Source organism: Burkholderia sp. AU16482, from assembly GCF_002223285.1.
GTDB lineage: Bacteria > Pseudomonadota > Gammaproteobacteria > Burkholderiales > Burkholderiaceae > Burkholderia > Burkholderia semiarida.
Window position 1 is genome coordinate 478495 of record NZ_NKEY01000007.1, and the last position, 17216, is coordinate 495710.

Annotated in this window: 17 protein-coding genes; 11 read left to right on the forward strand and 6 right to left on the reverse strand. The window is 66.8% G+C overall.

The features are described 5' to 3' along the window. Window positions 1-12: 12 nt before the first annotated feature. From CFB35_RS29125 to CFB35_RS29145, 5 genes are all read left to right on the forward strand, one after another. Window positions 13-1044: a phosphotransferase gene (locus CFB35_RS29125; RefSeq protein ID WP_089465896.1), complete on the forward strand. Its 1032-nt coding sequence runs from the start codon at window positions 13-15 to the stop codon at window positions 1042-1044. A gap of 78 nt (window positions 1045-1122) precedes the next feature. Further along, the gene (locus CFB35_RS29130) at window positions 1123-1887 is read left to right on the forward strand and encodes an SDR family oxidoreductase (RefSeq protein ID WP_059574764.1); all 765 of its coding nucleotides are present in this window, start codon (window positions 1123-1125) and stop codon (window positions 1885-1887) included. Between the two features lie 7 nt (window positions 1888-1894). Further along, window positions 1895-2653, forward strand: coding sequence for an SDR family NAD(P)-dependent oxidoreductase (locus CFB35_RS29135; RefSeq protein ID WP_059574762.1), 759 nt, complete (start codon window positions 1895-1897; stop codon window positions 2651-2653). A 39-nt stretch (window positions 2654-2692) separates the two neighbouring features. After that, window positions 2693-3937: an acyl-CoA dehydrogenase family protein gene (locus CFB35_RS29140; protein ID WP_089465897.1), complete on the forward strand. Its 1245-nt coding sequence runs from the start codon at window positions 2693-2695 to the stop codon at window positions 3935-3937. Between the two features lie 79 nt (window positions 3938-4016). Next, entirely contained in the window at window positions 4017-4922 is a 906-nt protein-coding gene (locus tag CFB35_RS29145; RefSeq protein ID WP_089465898.1) for a LysR family transcriptional regulator, read from the forward strand. Between the two features lie 44 nt (window positions 4923-4966). Here CFB35_RS29145 and CFB35_RS29150 read toward each other — a convergent pair whose 3' ends face one another. Together CFB35_RS29150 and CFB35_RS29155 are read right to left on the reverse strand one after the other, a co-directional pair. Further along, the gene (locus CFB35_RS29150; protein WP_089465899.1) at window positions 4967-6094 is read right to left on the reverse strand and encodes a J domain-containing protein; all 1128 of its coding nucleotides are present in this window, start codon (window positions 6092-6094) and stop codon (window positions 4967-4969) included. A 134-nt stretch (window positions 6095-6228) separates the two neighbouring features. Then, entirely contained in the window at window positions 6229-8613 is a 2385-nt protein-coding gene (locus CFB35_RS29155) for a DNA polymerase II (RefSeq protein WP_089465900.1), read from the reverse strand. A 139-nt stretch (window positions 8614-8752) separates the two neighbouring features. Between CFB35_RS29155 and CFB35_RS29160 the strand changes: the two genes are divergently transcribed. Further along, window positions 8753-9337, forward strand: coding sequence for a TetR/AcrR family transcriptional regulator (locus CFB35_RS29160; RefSeq protein ID WP_089465901.1), 585 nt, complete (start codon window positions 8753-8755; stop codon window positions 9335-9337). A gap of 90 nt (window positions 9338-9427) precedes the next feature. Further along, window positions 9428-10168 carry a 3-oxoacyl-ACP reductase family protein gene (locus tag CFB35_RS29165; RefSeq protein ID WP_179231809.1) on the forward strand — a complete coding sequence of 247 codons (741 nt, stop codon included), beginning with the start codon at window positions 9428-9430 and terminating at the stop codon, window positions 10166-10168. 83 nt (window positions 10169-10251) lie between these two features. Here CFB35_RS29165 and kdgT read toward each other — a convergent pair whose 3' ends face one another. Further along, window positions 10252-11271 (reverse strand): 2-keto-3-deoxygluconate transporter, encoded by a 1020-nt coding sequence (gene kdgT / locus CFB35_RS29170; RefSeq protein WP_059574750.1) that lies wholly within the window; start codon window positions 11269-11271, stop codon window positions 10252-10254. Between the two features lie 209 nt (window positions 11272-11480). Here kdgT and CFB35_RS29175 point away from each other — a divergent pair, with 209 nt between their 5' ends. Then, the gene (locus tag CFB35_RS29175; RefSeq protein WP_059574807.1) at window positions 11481-11852 is read left to right on the forward strand and encodes a hypothetical protein; all 372 of its coding nucleotides are present in this window, start codon (window positions 11481-11483) and stop codon (window positions 11850-11852) included. 18 nt (window positions 11853-11870) lie between these two features. Here CFB35_RS29175 and CFB35_RS29180 read toward each other — a convergent pair whose 3' ends face one another. Beyond that, window positions 11871-13331, reverse strand: coding sequence for an EAL domain-containing protein (locus CFB35_RS29180; protein WP_230951131.1), 1461 nt, complete (start codon window positions 13329-13331; stop codon window positions 11871-11873). 28 nt (window positions 13332-13359) lie between these two features. Here CFB35_RS29180 and CFB35_RS35495 point away from each other — a divergent pair, with 28 nt between their 5' ends. After that, entirely contained in the window at window positions 13360-13530 is a 171-nt protein-coding gene (locus tag CFB35_RS35495) for a hypothetical protein (RefSeq protein WP_230951129.1), read from the forward strand. Window positions 13531-13900: 370 nt separating this feature from the next. Then, window positions 13901-14197: a hypothetical protein gene (locus CFB35_RS29185; protein ID WP_059574748.1), complete on the forward strand. Its 297-nt coding sequence runs from the start codon at window positions 13901-13903 to the stop codon at window positions 14195-14197. A 22-nt stretch (window positions 14198-14219) separates the two neighbouring features. Here CFB35_RS29185 and CFB35_RS29190 read toward each other — a convergent pair whose 3' ends face one another. Next, the gene (locus CFB35_RS29190; protein ID WP_059574747.1) at window positions 14220-14531 is read right to left on the reverse strand and encodes a hypothetical protein; all 312 of its coding nucleotides are present in this window, start codon (window positions 14529-14531) and stop codon (window positions 14220-14222) included. Between the two features lie 290 nt (window positions 14532-14821). Here CFB35_RS29190 and CFB35_RS29195 point away from each other — a divergent pair, with 290 nt between their 5' ends. Continuing rightward, window positions 14822-15358 (forward strand): YcxB family protein, encoded by a 537-nt coding sequence (locus CFB35_RS29195; RefSeq protein WP_059574745.1) that lies wholly within the window; start codon window positions 14822-14824, stop codon window positions 15356-15358. Between the two features lie 89 nt (window positions 15359-15447). Here the strand turns inward: CFB35_RS29195 and CFB35_RS29200 are convergent, their stop codons facing one another. Further along, a complete protein-coding gene (locus CFB35_RS29200; RefSeq protein WP_059574742.1) occupies window positions 15448-17067 on the reverse strand; it encodes a histidine-type phosphatase in 1620 nt (539 codons plus the stop codon). Between the last annotated feature and the right edge of the window lie 149 nt (window positions 17068-17216).

Genomic DNA, 17216 nt, shown 5'->3' on the forward strand with positions numbered 1-17216 from the left:
ACGATCGCGACGATGACGAACCCTTCCCAGCAACTCGACGTAGCCCGCCTCACGCGCTATCTGGAAACGCACGTGCCGGGCTTCGAAGGCCCGGTCGACACGGAGAAGTTTGCCGGCGGCCAGTCGAATCCGACTTTCCTGCTGAGCGCGAAGAGCGGCCGCTACGTGCTGCGCCGCCAGCCGCCGGGCGAACTGCTGAAATCCGCGCACGCGGTCGACCGCGAATTCCGCGTGCTCACCGCGCTGTCGGGCACCGCGGTGCCGGTCGCGCGTCCGTATCACCTGTGCGAAGACCGCGACGTGATCGGCAGCCTGTTCTACGTGATGAGTTTCGAGGATGGCCGGATCTTCTGGGATCCCGCGCTGCCGGAACTGCCGAAGGCAGAGCGCGCGACCTGCTACGACGCGCTCTTGCAGACGATGGCCGCGCTGCACGACGTCGACGTCGAAGCGGTGGGCCTCGCCGATTACGGCCGCCCCGGCAACTACTTCGAGCGGCAGATCGGCGTGTGGACGAAGCAGTATCGCGCGGCCGAAACGGGGCGCCTCGACGCGATGGAGACGCTGATCGACTGGCTGCCGAAAGCGTGCCCCGAGGACACGGGCCGGCCGGCGCTCGTGCACGGCGATTTCCGGATCGACAACCTGATGTTCGCGCGCGACGGCTATCGCGTGCAGGCCGTGCTCGACTGGGAACTGTCGACGCTCGGCAATCCGCTCGCCGATCTCGCGTATTTCTGCATGTGCCTGCGGCTGCCGTCCGGCGGGCAGGTACGCGGGCTCGCGGGCCAGGATCGCGTGGCGCTCGGGATTCCCGACGAAGCGGCGATCGTCGCGCGCTACTGCGAACTGCGCGGCATCGCGCCGATCCGCGACTGGCATTTCTACCTCGCCTTCAGTTTCTTCCGGCTCGCGGCGATCGCGCAGGGCGTGAAGGCGCGCGCGCTGCAGGGCAACGCATCGAGCGAGCAGGCGCTGCGCGTCGGCGAAATGGCCGGCCGGCTGGCCGAACTCGCCGTCGGCGTGATCGACGCGCATCGCTGACGTCGCCGCGAAGCGTCGCGATTGCGACGCTCGTCGAGCGGCGACACGACAACACAATCAATGGAGGAGCACAGCAACATGGCAACGAACCTGTTCGACCTGACGGGCAAGATCGCACTGGTGACGGGCGCGAGCCGCGGCATCGGCGAGGAAATCGCGAAGCTGCTCGCGGAGCAGGGCGCGCACGTGATCGTGTCGAGCCGCAAGCTCGACGACTGCCAGGCGGTTGCGGACGCAATCATCGCGGCGGGCGGTCGCGCCGAAGCGCTGCCGTGCCACGTCGGGCGGCTGGAGGACATCGCCGCGACGTTCGATCACATCCGCGACAAGCACGGCCGTCTCGACATCCTCGTGAACAACGCGGCAGCGAACCCGTATTTCGGGCACATCCTCGATACCGATCTCGCCGCGTACGAGAAGACCGTCGACGTGAACATCCGCGGCTACTTCTTCATGTCGGTCGAGGCCGGCAAGCTGATGAAGACGCACGGCGGCGGCGCGATCGTCAACACAGCGTCGGTGAATGCGTTGCAGCCGGGCGACCGGCAAGGCATCTACTCGATCACGAAGGCGGCCGTCGTCAACATGACGAAGGCGTTCGCGAAGGAATGCGGGCCGCTCGGCATCCGCGTGAATGCGCTGCTGCCGGGCCTCACGAAGACGAAGTTCGCGGGCGCGCTGTTCGCCGACAAGGACATCTACGAGACCTGGAAGGCGAAGATTCCGCTGCGCCGCCACGCGGAGCCGCGCGAAATGGCCGGCACCGTGCTGTATCTCGTGTCGGACGCGGCGAGCTATACGAACGGCGAATGCATCGTCGTCGACGGCGGCCTGACGATCTGAGCGCGCGATGAGACTCGACAGCTACGCGGGCCAGGCCGTGATGATCACCGGCGCCGCGAGCGGCTTCGGCGCGCTGCTCGCGAGCGAACTCGCCGCGATGGGCGCGCGGCTCGCGCTCGGCGACCTGAACGGCGAAGCGCTCGAACGCGTGGCCGCGCCGCTGCGCGCGGGCGGCGCCGACGTGATCGCGCAGCGCTGCGACGTGCGCATCGAAGCTGACGTCGCAGCGCTCGTGCATGAAGCCGTCGCGCGCTTCGGGCGGCTCGACGTCGGCATCAACAACGCGGGTATCGCACCGCCGATGAAGGCGCTGATCGACACCGACGAAGCCGACCTCGACCTGAGCTTCGCGGTGAATGCGAAGGGCGTGTTCTTCGGGATGAAGCACCAGATCCGCCAGATGCTCGTGCAGCGCGAAGGTGTGATCCTGAACGTCGCGTCGATGGCCGGCCTCGGTGGCGCGCCGAAGCTGGCCGCGTACGCGGCGTCGAAACATGCGGTGGTCGGGCTCACGAAGACGGCCGCGCTCGAATACGCGCGCCACGGCATCCGCGTGAACGCGGTGTGTCCTTTCTACAGCACGACGCCGATGGTCACGGACAGCGACATCGGCGAGCGCCAGGATTTCCTCGCGCAGGGCTCGCCGATGAAGCGGCTCGGCCGGCCCGACGAAATCGTCGCGACGATGCTGACGCTGTGCGCGAAGGAAAACACTTATCTGACCGGGCAGGCCGTCGCCGTCGACGGCGGCGTCTCGGCCTTCTGAACCGGACGAACGGAAACACGCAATCTCGAGGAGTCGATCATGGACTTTGGCTACACCCCGAAAGTGGAAGCGCTGCGCGAACGCGTGCGGGCATTCATGGACGCGCACATCGTGCCGCGCATCCGTCAGTGGAACGACGAAGTGCATGCGGGCCAGTATCCCGTGTCGTTCATGGAGGAACTGAAGGAACGCGCGAAAGCGGAAGGGCTGTGGAACCTCTTCCTGCCGCATTTGAAGGACGACGAGCCCGGCACGGGCCTGACGAACCTCGAATACGCGCCGCTCGCCGAGATCATGGGGCGCGTGAGCTGGGCGTCGGAAGTGTTCAACTGCAACGCGCCGGATACCGGCAACATGGAGCTGCTGCACATGTTCGCGACGCCCGAGCAGCGCGAACAGTGGCTGCTGCCGCTGCTGCGCGGGGAAATCCGTTCGGCGTTCGCGATGACGGAGCCCGACGTCGCGTCGTCGGATGCGACCAACATCACGACCCGCATCGAGCGCGTGGGCGACGAGTACGTGATCAACGGCCGCAAGTGGTTCATCACGAACGCCGCGCATCCGAATTGCAAGATCTTCATCGTGATGGGCAAGACCGATCCCGAGGCCGAATCGCACCAGCAGCAGAGCATGATCCTCGTGCCGCGCGACACGCCGGGCGTGACGGTCGTGCGCAACATCACGGTGGTCAATCACCATGCGCCGGAAGGGCATTGCGAGATCACGTTCGACAACGTGCGCGTGCCGGTGCGCAACCTGCTCGGCGAGGAAGGCAGCGGCTTCGCGCTTGCGCAGGCCCGCCTCGGGCCGGGCCGCATCCACCACTGCATGCGTTCGATCGGCGCGGCCGAGCTGGCGCTGGAACTGATGATCGACCGCGCGCAGTCGCGCGTCGCGTTCGGCAAGCCGCTGAACCGGCACGGCACGGTCGGCGAATGGATTGCGCGCTCGCGCATCGAGATCGACCAGGCGCGCCTGCTGGTGCTGAAGGCCGCATGGATGATCGACAAGGTTGGCGCGAAGGCCGCGCGCAAGGAAATCTCGATGATCAAGGCGCTCGTGCCGACCGTCTATACGGACGTGTGCGACCGCGCGATGCAGGTGTTCGGCGCGGCCGGGCTGAGCCCCGATACGCCGCTGGCCGACCTGTGGACCTGGGGCCGCGCGCTGCGCTTCGCCGACGGCCCGGACGAGGTGCACCTGCAGGCGATCGCGCGAATGGAGATCAAGGACGGCGAACCCGGTGCGACCGCGCCGTACCTGACGCCGCCGCCGCGCGGGTGAGCGGCGCGCCGCGCGGGCCGGCGACGTGGGCGAACGGGAGGCGCACACCGTATTAATATGCCGGCAAGGAGATTCGGCGATGCGTCTTTCGAAGATCGATCTGAACCTGTTCGTCGTATTCGAGGCGATCTACAACAAGCGCAACCTGACGCGCGCGGCCGAGGTGCTGAACCTCACGCAGCCGGCCGTCAGCAACGCGCTGGCGCGGCTGCGCAAGACGCTGAACGATCCGTTGTTCGTCAGCACGCCGGCCGGGATGATGCCGACGCCGATGGCCGAGAACATCGTCGGCCGCGTGCGCGAGGCGCTGCAACTGCTCGATTCGAGCGCGCACGAAGGCGACGTGTTCGATCCGGCTACTTCGGCACGCGTGTTCCGGCTCAGCATGAGCGACCTGACCGAAGCGCTGCTGCTGCCGGCGCTCGGCGAGCTGCTGCAGGCGCATGCGCCCGGCATGCACGTGCGCAGCTATACGATGGACCGCCGCGAAGTCGCGACCGCGCTCGCGAACGGCTCCGTCGACATCGCGATCGACGCGCCGCTGATCGGCGATCCGCATCTGCACCAGGCGCTGCTGGTGCAGGACCGCTACGCGTGCATGATCCGCGACGATCATCCGTTCAAGGGCGACACGCTGACCATGGACGACTACCTGTCGATGGGGCATATCCACGTGTCGAGCCGCCGCAAGGGCAGCGGGCACGTCGACGCGGAACTGACGCGGCTCGGGCTGCGCCGCACCATCCAGATGCGCGTGCAGCACTACATGGTCGCGCCGCTGATCGCGATGCGCGGCGATCTCGCGTTGACCGCGCCGTTGCGGCTCTTGCAACGCTATCCGGCGCGGATTCTCGAGCTGCCGTTCGAGATGCCGGGGCTCGACTACTTCTGCTACTGGCATCGCAGCGCCGATCAGGACCAGGGGAGCCGGTGGCTGCGCGAGCAGTTGATGACGCTGATGGGCGGGATGGGCGAGGGGCGGTGACGCGTGGCGTGCGTGTCGCGCGTTCGCCGATACCTGAGTGCCGCTCAATACGAATCGTCGTCGAAGCGCGACGATGCCGGCCGACGCTTCATGTCCTTCAACCAGTCCCGGACCTGTTCCGGATCCTCGAACTCGCGCAGCGCGACGCTCAGGTCCTGGTTGCTCCGCTGCATGCCGGCAATGTCGCGCGCGAGCATGCGCAGCACGGTATCGGGCGCGACCTTGGTGGACGACGCGATGCCGTAGGTCCGCCGGAAGTCGTTCTCGACGTGCACGATCTCCTGATCGAGCTCACGCAGTTGTTCCTCGAGGATACCGTTGTAGCGCGTGAGTCGCGCTTCGCCGAGGCCGTCGATCGCGCGCCGGTCGATCTGTTCGATCTCCAGCTGCAGCTCGAGCAGTTGCAGCAGGTTGCCCTTCTCGTACGCGCGGTTGACCCGCTGCATCAGCACGGTCTTGCGTTGCTGCTCCTGCGGATCGGTTTCGCGATCGGGATGCAGCGCGCTCGCGAGCTTGCGATAGATCTCGCGGATCGACTTGCTCGACTCGGCCCGCTCGGCTTCGATCCGGGCCTGCGCGGCCGATTGCTTCGGTGCTTTCTTGCGCTTCGCGCGCTGGGCCTCGCGGGCAGCGTGAGCGGCCATGTCGCGCTCGAACTGCGCGTCGAGTTCGGCCTGCATGCGTTCCGCGAGTTCGTCGGGCGACAGCGCGTCGAGATCGTCCAGCGGTTGCGATTGCGGTTCGGCTTCCCGTGCCGGTTCCGCCGGCTCGGGATCGGCCGCGGCGGCGCCGACGTTTCCGGACGCGGCATGCCGGTTGTAGATGATCTTGAGCGCCGGGTCGTCGCTCACGTTCAGCAAATCATTCGCCATGTCGGCGATCAACTCGGACAGCATGCGCTGCTCGGCCTTGCTCAGGCCCTTCTGCAGAAACGCGTCGTCGAGCAGATGAATCAGCCGGATGCGCAGCGCCGTCGCTTCCTGTTCGAGCGGCAACAGCCCGTCCACGAACTTCTTCTGGAATGCCGGCATCACGGCTTCCCACGCGCCGAGCCGCTCGCGCCGCTTTTCGATCTGCTTGACGAGCGTATTGAACGTTTGCTGGGCTTTCGACAGGCTGGCTGTCTCGTGGCCGGGCGCGATGGCGACCGCGGCACCGCGACGTGCGGTCATGATGAGTGTCCTCCGGCCGCGGCGGGACGCGCGGCAGGCCGGTATTTTAGCCGGATGCCTGCGGGGCGGCGCGCAATGGGCGCTTCCCGGCGGGCCGCCGCGGCGTTCTCGTGTTCGCGCCGGATCGTGGGCCGTCAATCGCCGAACAACTGCCCCTGCCCCGAGATCACGCGTTCGAAATCGTCGCGCAGGAACGGCAGGATCGCATCGGCGACGGGCTGAAGCTGGCGGCTCAGGTAGAACGCGTAGTCGATCGGCGAGCGCATCGTCTCGAGCGGCTCGGGGCCGGCCGTCGTCATCACGTAGCTGATCCACCCGCCGCGCTGATACTGCAGCGGCCGGCCCCGCGCATGATTGAACTCGTCGGCGATGCGCGCCGCGCGCACGTGCGGCGGCACGTTGCGCTCGTATTCGCGCAGCGGCCGGCGCACGCGCTTGCGGTAGACGAGCTGATCGTCGAATTCGCCGGCCAGCGTGCGGCGCACGTAGTCGCGAATGAAATCCTGATACGGCTCGCGCCTGAACACGCGCCGGTACAGCTCGCGCTGGAATTGCTGCGCGAGCGGCGTCCAGTCGGTGCGCACCGTTTCGAGCCCCTTGAACACGAGATCCTCGCCGCCGTCGGCGGTCGCCGCGAGCCCCGCATAGCGCTTCTTGCTGCCTTCTTCCGCGCCGCGCACGGTCGGCATCAGGAAGCGGCGGTAATGCCGCTCGTATTGCAGTTCCAGCGCGCTGTCGAGCCCGAACTGCTCGCGCAGGTGGGTATGCCACCAACGATTCACGTGTTCGACCAGCGCGCGGCCCTTGGCGCCGGCTTCGTCGTCGTCGTGCGCGCGGCCGAGCCACACGAACGTCGAATCGGTATCGCCGTAAATCACTTCGTATCCCTGAGATTCGATCAGTTTGCGCGTGCGATGCATGATCTCGTGGCCGCGCATCGTGATCGACGACGCGAGGCGCGGGTCGAAGAAGCGGCAACCCGTCGAGCCGAGCACGCCGTAAAACGAATTCATGATGATCTTCAGCGCCTGCGACAGCGGCGCGTTGCGCTGCCGCTTCGCGTCGTCGCGGCCTTCCCACACGCGGCGCACGATGTCGGGCAGGCAGTGCGCGGTGCGCGAGAAACGTGCCCCGAGAAAACCGGGCACCGATGCGTCGTCGCCGGGATGCGCGAGCCCTTCGATCAGGCCGACCGGATCGATCAGGAACGTGCGGATGATCGACGGATAGAGGCTCTTGTAGTCGAACACGAGCACCGAGTCGTACAGCCCGGGCCGCGAATCCATCACGAAGCCGCCGGGGCTGTTTTGCCCCTTCACGTCGCCGAGGTTCGGCGCGACATAGCCGAGCCGATGCATGCGCGGCAGGTACAGGTGCGTGAACGCCGCGACCGAGCCGCCGGTGCGATCGGCAGCCAGCCCCGTGACGCTTGCGCGTTCCAGCGCGAAGGACAGCAGGTCGGCCTTGTCGAAGATGCGCGTGACGAGCTCGCAATCCTTCAGGTTGTAGCGCGCGAGCGCGGGCTTGTCGTGATCGAAGCGGCGCTGAATCTCGTCCATCCGCTGGTACGGGTTGTCGATCGACTTGCCTTCGCCGAGCAGCGCTTGCGACACGTATTCGAGGCTGAACGACGGGAAGGTCCACGTCGCGGATTTCAGCATGTCGATGCCGTCGAGGATCAGCCGGCCGGCCGCCCCCGCGAAGAAGTGGTCGGGCTGCTGGCCGTGCGCGCGCCAGTCGAGCACGCCGCCGCCGCGCCCGAGCTTCAGCGGGATGCCGTACTGCTCGGAATGGGCATGCAGGATGCGCAGGTCGAACTGCACGAGGTTCCAGCCGATCACCGCATCGGGATCGTGCTCGTCGAACCAGTCGTTCAGCCGCGCAAGCATCGCGGGCCGGCTGTCGCAGTAGTCGAGGTCGAAGTCGAGGGGGCCTGCGTTGCTGCTTGCATCGCCGTTCGGCGGGCCGAGCATGTAGACCTGGCGCTGCCCGCAGCCTTCGAGCGCGATCGAGTACAGCTCGCCGTGGATGCTGGTTTCGATGTCGAGCGACACGCAGCACAGCGTGGGCCGGTAACCGGTCGCGGGCTTCAGCTCGCCGCCGGTCAGCGTGCCGTCGCGGCCGGGCTCGCCGCGAAACGCCACGCACGCGGTGATGAAGCGCTCCATCGCGTAGCGGTCGGGCGGCTGCACGTCGGCTTCGTACACATCGACGCCGGCGGCGGCCAGACGCTTCTGGAGCCCCGACAGATGGCGGTAGCGCTTGCAATAGAGGCCGACGACCGGGCGCTGCCGGAAATCGCGCAGCGCGAGCGGGCGCAACTCGGCGTCGCGTTCACCGGCCAGCGTGCGTTCCGCGAGCGCCTGCTGCTCGGCCGGGATGAACGCGACGGCTTCCTGCGGGCGCAACCGCACGCGGCGCGGGCCGTGTCCGGTTGCCAGCCAGAACTCGATCTCGATGCCGGATGCGGTGTCCCGCCAATGGCGGGTAAGGATGAAGCCCTGCTCGAACGCCGTCAAAACGCTTGTCCGTCGTGGATGCCCAGGCGGCGGATTTTAGCGCTTGGGCGGCGGATATGCCGACGTCACCGCGGACAAAAAAGGGGCGGAGCGACGTCGAATTATTGACTGATGTGTCCATAACGCCTATTCTGCCGCCATGGTGAGACCACGTGAATTCGATCGGGACGAGGCGCTGGAGCGCGCGCTGCGCGTGTTCTGGGAAAAGGGCTACGCCGCGACGTCCACTGACGACCTGCTGAGCGCAATGCAAATCGGCAGGCAGAGCCTCTATAACGCGTTCGGCGACAAGCGCAAGCTGTACGTCGAAGCGCTTGAACGCTATCAGTCGGAGAGCGTGTCGGGCCACATCGCGCGCCTGACGGCGCCGGCATCCGCGCTCGCGGGCATCGAGGCGTTGCTGCTCGGCGTGATCGCCGTCAACCCGGCCGAACGTGTGCTCGGTTGCATGGGGGTCAATGCGATCTGCGAATTCGGCGCGGCCGATCCCGAACTGGTCGGCTTGCGTGAGAAGGCCGGTGCGATGCTGCATCGGCAGGTCGTCGCCCGCATCCGTGAAGGGCAGGATGTGGGCGAGATCGCCCCTGCGCTCGATGCGCGCGAGGCCGCGAACTTCGTCCTGACGACGATGTACGGAATCCAGCTCGGTGCGCGCGCCGGCGCGAAGCCGCAGGCGTTGCGCGCCACCGCCGGCTTTGCGGCCGACCGGCTCAGGGCGCACTGATATCGATGCAGGCAGGGCAACGCGCCGGCATGAGAGCCGGCGCTTTTTTGTGGGAAGTTATTGACTGATCAGTCCATTAAGGAGCGAAGCATGACAGGCAATTCCGAGGGTATGCACAAGGCGGCGATCGTGTTTGGCGGCTCGCGTGGGATCGGCGCGGCCATCGCGCGGCGGCTTGCGGCCGACGGCGCGAATGTCGCGTTCACCTATATCTCGGCGCCGGAGCGCGCGCACGAGACCGCGGCCGCGATCGAGGCGCGCGGGCGAGCCGCGCTGGCGATCCGTGCCGACAGCGCGGATGCGGACGCAATCCGGCAGGCCGTCGCACAAGCAGTCGAACGTTTCGGGCGGCTCGACGTCGTCGTGGTCAACGCGGGCATCCTGAAGCTGGGAGACGTGGCCGACGTGAGCGTCGACGATCTCGACCGGATGCTCGCGGTCAACGTGAGAGGCGTATTCCTGGCCATCCAGGCCGGCGCTGCGCATCTCGCGCGCGGCGGCCGCATCGTCACGATCGGCAGCAATACGGCCGTGCGCAGCGGACATCCGGGTTCGAGCGTCTATTCGATGACGAAGGCCGCGGTGGCCGTGATGGTCAAGGGCATCGCCGTCGATCTCGCACCGCGCGGCATTACGGTCAACAACGTGCAGCCGGGGCCTGTCGAGACCGACATGACGGCCGATCATCTCGACCAGATCCGTCCGTTGATTCCGCTGCAGCGCGCCGGCAGTGGGGACGAGATCGCATCGCTGGTGGCGTGGCTCGCCGGTGCGGAATCGGGCTACATGACGGGTTCGAGCCTGACGATCGACGGCGGGATGGCGCTGTAGCTCGAAGAAGCACGCGAAACCGTTGCGCGACGCGCCGTTGGGTGCGCATTGAATTGGCCGGTTCGAGCGCGAACCGGCCCCGCTCAAACATGCCCCTCATGCTCGATCGCCCCACCATTCCCGACTGGCGCCGCGACCCTCACCGGCACGCCTGCCGCCCGCGCTGCCCGCTTCGCCCACATCGCCGTCAGAATCGGCACGAGAATCGCCGTCACGAGGCACGCGGTCGCGACGATCGCCGTCGCCGCCGGCACCATCGGCTTGAACTTCGGAATCATCTCGCCGATGATCGCCGGGTTCGCGACCGCGGCGCCGGCCGTCGACGACGCGGCCAGCCCGGCCGTCCCGTTACCGCCGCCGATCACCTTGTCCGCCAGCATCAGCGGCACGCCCGTCACGACGATCACCGCGAGCCCGAGCGCGATGCCCGGCAGCCCGCTCTTCGCGATCACGTTCAGGTCGATGCCGTTGCCGAGCGCGAAACCGAAAAACGGGATCAGCGGATGCACGCAGCGCCCGAACAATTCGCGCAACGCCACGTCGAGGTTGCCGAGCGTGAAGCCGATCAGGAACGGCAGCACCGCGCCGACGAAGAGCCGCGTCTCGAACACCGCGACGCCGGCTGCGCCGAGAATCAGCATGCTGACGAGCGGCCCCGATTCGATCGACATCAGCACGAACGCGCCGGCCTCTTCCTTGCTGCCGTACTGCTGCATCACGGCCGCGTAGAGGCCGCCGTTGGTCATGTCCATCGAGGTCGTGATCGCGAGCAGCGACAGGCCCGCGAACAGGCCGGTGCGGATGCCGTCGTCGGGGATGAACCGCGCGGCGATCACCGTCGCGAGCCACGCGACCACGATCTTCGTCGCGAGCAGCGTGCCCGATTTGCGCAGCACGACGCCCGCTGCGCGCAGGTTGATCGTCGCGCCCATGCAGAAGAACCACACGGCGAGGATCGGCACCGTGCCGGCGATCAGGCCGTTGGTGAACGAGCCGAAGTACTTGCCGGCGTTCGGCGCGAATGTATGCACGCACGCGCCGAGCAGCATCGGGACCAGCATGAGCCCGCCCGGAATGCGGTCGATAGCCTGTTTCAGCTTCACGTCTCCTCCGTGGACGTCGATGCGTCCCGTTGTCGAATGATGTCTGTTGACTGACTATAGGACATGTTTCGGCATGGTGGTCCGTTTTTGTGAATGTCGACGGCGGTCGTATCATCCGGAAGCGACGACGGTCGCGCGGGATCGAGCGTGTGCCGGCCGCGAACCGGCAAACCGAAAAAACGAGACGGCGCAAAGAACGAATGAAACAGATGAAAATGACGATGCGCATGGGCATCGCGATGCTGGCGCTCGGCGCGGGCCTGGGCGCGAACGGCGCGCACGCAACGAGCACGGTGGACTGCGGGAAGCTCGATGCGGCCACGAGCGGCCCGGACGACAACTTCCGGCCACCGGCGTCCGGCACGGTCGTCGGTACGGGGCGCGCGTATTTCCATTCGGCGCCCGACGCGCGGTGCGTCACGAAGCGGACTTTCATCGTCCCCGGCGATTCGGTGACGGTCTACAAGTCGCTCGGGCGCTGGTACGACATCATGTACGTGAACGGCAAGACCGGCGACGACTTCGAAGGATGGGTCGAGCAGGACCGTGTGCGCCTCGGCGGTCAGTACGGCGCGCAGTAGCCGCCGGCCGCGGCGGCGCTACGCGGTCGCCCATGCGAAATCGCGCTCGAGGTTTTCCGCGCGCAGCGGCCGCTGATACAGGTACCCCTGCGCGTACTGGATCCCGACCGCATGCAGCGCGCGATGCTGCGCCTCGGTCTCCACGCCTTCCGCGATGATCTTCAGGCCGTAGTGATGCGCGACGGCCGCGATTCCCTCGATCAGCCTCGCGCTGCCGCCGTCCAGTTGCGACACGAACTGTCGATCGATCTTCACGTAGTCGAACGGAAAGCGCGACAGCATGTCGAGATTGCTGTGATGCGTGCCGAAATCGTCGATCGCGAACTTCGCGCCTTTCGACCGCAGCGCCTGGAAGATCTCGGTGGTGCGCGCGTTCTTCTCGAGCAGGATGCGCTCGGTGACTTCGAGCACCAGCGTGAAGCCGGGCGGCAGCGCGCGAATCGCGTCCTCGACGACGGCCACGAACCGCGCGCGCTCGAGATCCTGCGGCGCGACGTTCACGGCGATGCGCAGCGGCGCGGACGGCGTCAGCGCGGTCAGTTCGGATACGGCCGTGCGCAGCACGAATTCGGTGATCTTCGGCAACATGGGGCTCGATTCCACCTGCGGGATGAACGCGGCCGGGCTGATGGCCCCCCACTTCGGATGCTGCCAACGCAACAGCGCCTCGACGCCGACCGTCCTGCGCGTCTGCACGTCGACGATCGGCTGGTACACCACATGGAACTCGTTGCGCCTGAGCGCGTGGCGCACGGCTTTCAGCAGCAGCCGCCGCGGCGCCATCGCGAGCAGGTAGGCGGCCATCACGAGGCTGTCGGCCAGCAGCACGATCGTCGCGCAGATCAGCCGGTAGTGGCGCTGGACCTGTGACGCGTAGCGCGCCGATGCGACGACCGACACCGTGAACGGCCAGCGCCGCGAGGCCATCGTGCTGCCGCCCGCGGGGCCTGCATCCGTTTCCGGCGCGAACGCACCGTGCTGATCGAGACGCCCCGAGCCCGCGATCGACAGCGTGGCCGTTTCCGCTTCGTTGCCGGCGCCGCGCGCGAGCGCGTCGGCCACGTAGTCGCCTTCGATCAGGTACAGGACGCCCGCGCCGCGCGCGGTGGCGCGGAACGCGGACAGCACCGGAACGCCATGCTGGAACGGCGTCTGACGCAGCAGCGTGACGATCGTCGATCCCGGTTCGGGTTCGCGCGCGTACGCGGCGAGCGGCAGGTCGATCGAGCCGAGCGCCGACGAGCATGTGACGCGACCGTCGCTCACCAGTGCGACGGCACGCAGATAGCGCAGGCGAGTGCTCACTTCGGCAAGTGACCGGAACACCGTCGCGCACGGCCGTCCGACGAGCGCGGTCAACTCGTCCGCGTGTCGGAGGCGCACGCCGTCCAGAATGCGATCCACGGAGGCCACGATGTCGTTTGCCACGACACGCTCGTGCGCGGTGACGGCATCGCGCGCATAGCGGTCGGCCAGCATGATCGCAAGCACGGGCACGAGCACGCAGATGATCACGGCGGCGAAAAAGACGCCGCGCGGCCACGCGCCGCTGCGCTGGAAAAGGGGCTTCGAGCCGGGCGTGAGCGCCCACCGTCGTGCGATTGCCTTTGGTGTTGTACGCATGGCGTGGCAAGTCGAACTGGTCGATGCGCGAACGGCGCGCATGCCGCATGCCTGATTCGGGCCATGCGGCTCGCGCGCCGGTTTCGGGACGCCGATCGATTCGGCCGTCGCGACGACATCGGGTGAGCCTGTCGCGATCGGCCATTCATCTGGCAGCATTGCTCAATAACATGCGCGCATCAAGCATGTATATCGACGCAGCGTACCGAAAAAAGCCCCGGCCGCACAGTGTGTGCGGCCGGGACAAAAGACACCGTCTCTTGGCACGAGGATGGTGCGCGGCCAGTATAAGATGCGGCGCGCCATTACGAAATATTATTGTCTAAAAATTGGCGCGGTTTTGTGATTGTGTCTCAAAAAGAAACATTTCAATGTGACGCCGTGGCCGGCAGTCTGCCGCCAGCGCGTCAAACCGGAGCGTTGTGATGGAAGAAAATGCCGCACCCACGGTCGTCGTGACCGATGGCGCCGCCGTGGCGGACGGCGGTTCGCTGTGGATCCGGATTTCTGTGGACGGAGAGACCCGCGACTATTCGCTCGATCGCGCACTCGCGTCGCGCGGTACGCCGAGCTACGACAGCATCCGCGGCGCGCACGGCGTGCTGTCGAACGACGAACGACGCGAATTGCGGCGGTTGCTGGCGCGCATCGCCGACCCGGCGATGTGGCGCGGCATCGTCGGCACGTTCATCGAGGTGCTGGAGCGGCCCGACGAGCCATGAACGAGGCGGGGCCGGCCGGGATTCAGAAATCTTCGCGCATCTTGTGGAGCAGGCCGCTCGGTGACTGATGCGTGTCCACGGCGGTAAGGACATCGGTCAGGAACCACGGCAGGTTCAGCTGCGTGTCGGAATCGCCGACGCAGACGCGGATCGGCGGTGCGCTGGAGGGGGAACGGGCGCCTTGCGCGGCATCCCGCGACGGCACGCAATTCTTCGCGTATGCGTGAGCCGCAGCCGGAGCCGGCGCGACGGCCCCGGAGGGCGTACCGGCGATGGCCGGCGCGCTGATGGCGGTAAACAGGGTCAGGGCAGCGGCAAGGGCGACGCGTTTCATGGGGACTCTCCGACGATGCTCGTTCGACCGTGCGAGCCGATGCGAGTTCGTCCCGACAGGATCGCTCAGCCGCCCGCGCCGGCCGCCGGCTGCGCCACTGCCGCGGCTGCGCCCCGCGTGGACGTCATTCCACGCAGGTATATTGTCGCCGTGCATCGACCGGCCGGCGATATCGCGCGGCTTCGTTTGCACGTCACCGTGCGCGTGCACTGCCGGCCGTCTGGATCGCGCAGCCCGCGGTGAAGCATCCACAGCAAATCCAGGAACCAGAGAACATTCCGAGCCCGCCCATGCCCACGAGCGATACCGAAGTCGTTTTTCAAATAACCGCGGATGATCTCGTCCACGCATACCGCCTGAATCTTTGGCGCAGGTACAACGGGAAAGCCCTGCTCAAGTCGTTTGCGACTCTCGCGATCGTGTACATCGTGCTGCTCGTCGGCGGCGTCCGCGTAACAAGCGGACATTTTCCGGAATGGCGCCATGTCTGGATGGCCGCGGGAATCGCGGCTGTCGTGGCGATCGGCGTGCCCGTTCTGAATCACCTGATATTGCCGCGCGCAGGCCGCAAGATTTACGACCAGCAAAGGTCGCTTCATCAGCGTTACACGGTCATTTTCGAAGGCGACCGCTTCGTTGTCGAAACGCCGACTTCGCGCGACGAAATTCGCTATGCGGATCTCATTCACTGGAGCGAGGATCGTCAGATGATCCTGCTTTATCAGTCGTCGGTGATGTTCCGCGTGGTGCCGAAGCGCGTGCTGGATGACGGACAACTGGCATTCCTGCGCCAGGCGCTGCTTCGGAACGGCGTGCACAAGGTCTAGCGGGACGCGGCGTGTGTAGCGAAGTCCGGACGGTCCGCGCCGTCCGGGTCTCAACGTGCGGTTCCGGCCAGAAGACCCCGCGCATCACGTCACTGATAGCCGTAACACTGCTTCAGCCCCGCGTAGTCGTAGAAGTGGCTGCCCGGCGCGATCTTCGCGCCGTCGCACGCGGCCTGGAAATCCGTCTCGCGCTCGTTGTACAGCATCTTCACGATGAGCCGCGACCCGTTGCGATAGACGTCCCACTGCATGTTCGCGGCCATCGGCGATACCTGATCGCCGCGCCACCGGTTGTTCGCATACGTGTACGTCTGCGCCTGAGGCGTCGGCACGAACACGTTCTTCAGGTTCATGATCGACGCGAACGGAATCACGACCTCCGCATGCGTGAAGCGCAGCTTCGCGGCGTGCGTCAGGTCGCCGCGCGCGATCGCGTCGACCTCGGCGAAGAAATCGTCCTGCAGCCCCTTCGCCATCCGGTACGTCACGGGGTTCGCTTCCTGGATACCGGGGCCCTTCTGGTAGTAGTCCTCGGCATCCTGCAGGTACGCGAGATACTGCGCCTGCTCGGCACCGATGTACTGCTCCATCGTGACGCCGCCGGTTTCAGCGGTCATGGCAGGCGCAACCTGCAGCAGGTTGTACAGCACGTTCACTGCGTCGACGGCCGTCGCGATCTTCGTCTTGCCGTCGCCCTTCAGCGTGTTGGTGAACTTGCCGTCCGTCGACGTGAACGCATAGGTGCCGGTATTCGCGAACGTGTAGCCGTCGGCGCCGAGCTTCGCGATGAAGGCGGGCGACACGAGTGCGGACAGCACCGTTTGCGCGACGTCGGCCGCCTGCGGCGCGGCCTTGATCGCCTTCAGCTTCGCGGCCACCGTCGCGTCGTTTGCATAGGCCTGGTACGCCTGGCTCGCCTGATAGGTCGCGTAGTACGGATCGCTCGCGTCGGTCACGAGATCGGTGGCCGGTTTCAACGCGTGGAAATACAGCAGGAAACGATTGGTGCCGGCCGGCTGCGCGACCGGCGCGCTCGCCGGATAGCCGGACGGCGCGGCCGGCAGCGTGATGGCCGACGCCAGTGCCGGCTGCGCGGCAACGAGCGCCGCCGAGAAATACGTCGAACTGTCGACCGCGCGATCCTGGCCCGAGTTGACCACCACCACCTGCCGGTTGCCGGCGGCGAACAGCGCGGGCAGCCGCTGCGCGAGACGCGCGGCGAGTTGCTGATGTTCGCGGATGCCGGCTTGCGTGAGGTTGCCGTACCCGGGTGTCGAGATGCCCTGCACGCCATAGCCGAGTAGCGCATTGGCCTTCATCATCGTGTATGTGTCGGCCTTGAGCTGCGCGCCGAGCGCGGTCAGCGCGCCGTCGGCCTCGGCCTTGAGCAGCATCGCGTAGATCGCGCCGTCGTACTTGAAGCCCGACAGCCCGCGCGAGCCGTGACGGGCGACGAGTTCGGTATAGACGGGCGCGTAGCCGGCCGGCGGCGCTTCGTACGTCGCGGCGTCCTGTTGCGGACGGTACGGCGTCTTCGTCTGGTAGTAGGTCGCGGGTGCCGGGGCCGGCGTGGGCTGCGGCTGCGGGGCCGGCGCCGTGCCGTTGTTGTCGGCCGACGTGGCAGGCGCTGTCGAGTCATTCCCGCCGCAAGCGGCGAGCAACAGGCAGGCAATCGTGAGGGCGGCGGCGGTGCGGGTCGGGCGTGTCATCGTGGCGGGCAACGGATCGGACGATGCGCATGCGCGTCGTCCGTTTCCGGGGATATGATCGAACCCCGAAGTGTTGCAAGCGACTTTGACAGCAGAATGTCAGGATGCGGGCGGGCAAGCGCCCGATTGCCGCCGGACCGGCGATGACG

Bases quoted from the DNA above. Each gene is read 5' to 3' on its own strand.
- CFB35_RS29125 (WP_089465896.1), top strand. From the start codon at position 13: ATGACGAACCCTTCCCAGCAACTCGACGTAGCCCGCCTCACGCGCTAT.
- CFB35_RS29130 (WP_059574764.1), top strand. From the start codon at position 1,123: ATGGCAACGAACCTGTTCGACCTGACGGGCAAGATCGCACTGGTGACG.
- CFB35_RS29135 (WP_059574762.1), top strand. From the start codon at position 1,895: ATGAGACTCGACAGCTACGCGGGCCAGGCCGTGATGATCACCGGCGCC.
- CFB35_RS29140 (WP_089465897.1), top strand. From the start codon at position 2,693: ATGGACTTTGGCTACACCCCGAAAGTGGAAGCGCTGCGCGAACGCGTG.
- CFB35_RS29145 (WP_089465898.1), top strand. From the start codon at position 4,017: ATGCGTCTTTCGAAGATCGATCTGAACCTGTTCGTCGTATTCGAGGCG.
- CFB35_RS29150 (WP_089465899.1), bottom strand. From the start codon at position 6,094: ATGACCGCACGTCGCGGTGCCGCGGTCGCCATCGCGCCCGGCCACGAG.
- CFB35_RS29160 (WP_089465901.1), top strand. From the start codon at position 8,753: ATGGTGAGACCACGTGAATTCGATCGGGACGAGGCGCTGGAGCGCGCG.
- CFB35_RS29165 (WP_179231809.1), top strand. From the start codon at position 9,428: ATGACAGGCAATTCCGAGGGTATGCACAAGGCGGCGATCGTGTTTGGC.
- CFB35_RS29175 (WP_059574807.1), top strand. From the start codon at position 11,481: ATGAAAATGACGATGCGCATGGGCATCGCGATGCTGGCGCTCGGCGCG.
- CFB35_RS29180 (WP_230951131.1), bottom strand. From the start codon at position 13,331: ATGCTGGCCGACCGCTATGCGCGCGATGCCGTCACCGCGCACGAGCGT.
- CFB35_RS35495 (WP_230951129.1), top strand. From the start codon at position 13,360: ATGATCACGGCGGCGAAAAAGACGCCGCGCGGCCACGCGCCGCTGCGC.
- CFB35_RS29185 (WP_059574748.1), top strand. From the start codon at position 13,901: ATGGAAGAAAATGCCGCACCCACGGTCGTCGTGACCGATGGCGCCGCC.
- CFB35_RS29190 (WP_059574747.1), bottom strand. From the start codon at position 14,531: ATGAAACGCGTCGCCCTTGCCGCTGCCCTGACCCTGTTTACCGCCATC.
- CFB35_RS29195 (WP_059574745.1), top strand. From the start codon at position 14,822: ATGCCCACGAGCGATACCGAAGTCGTTTTTCAAATAACCGCGGATGAT.
- CFB35_RS29200 (WP_059574742.1), bottom strand. From the start codon at position 17,067: ATGACACGCCCGACCCGCACCGCCGCCGCCCTCACGATTGCCTGCCTG.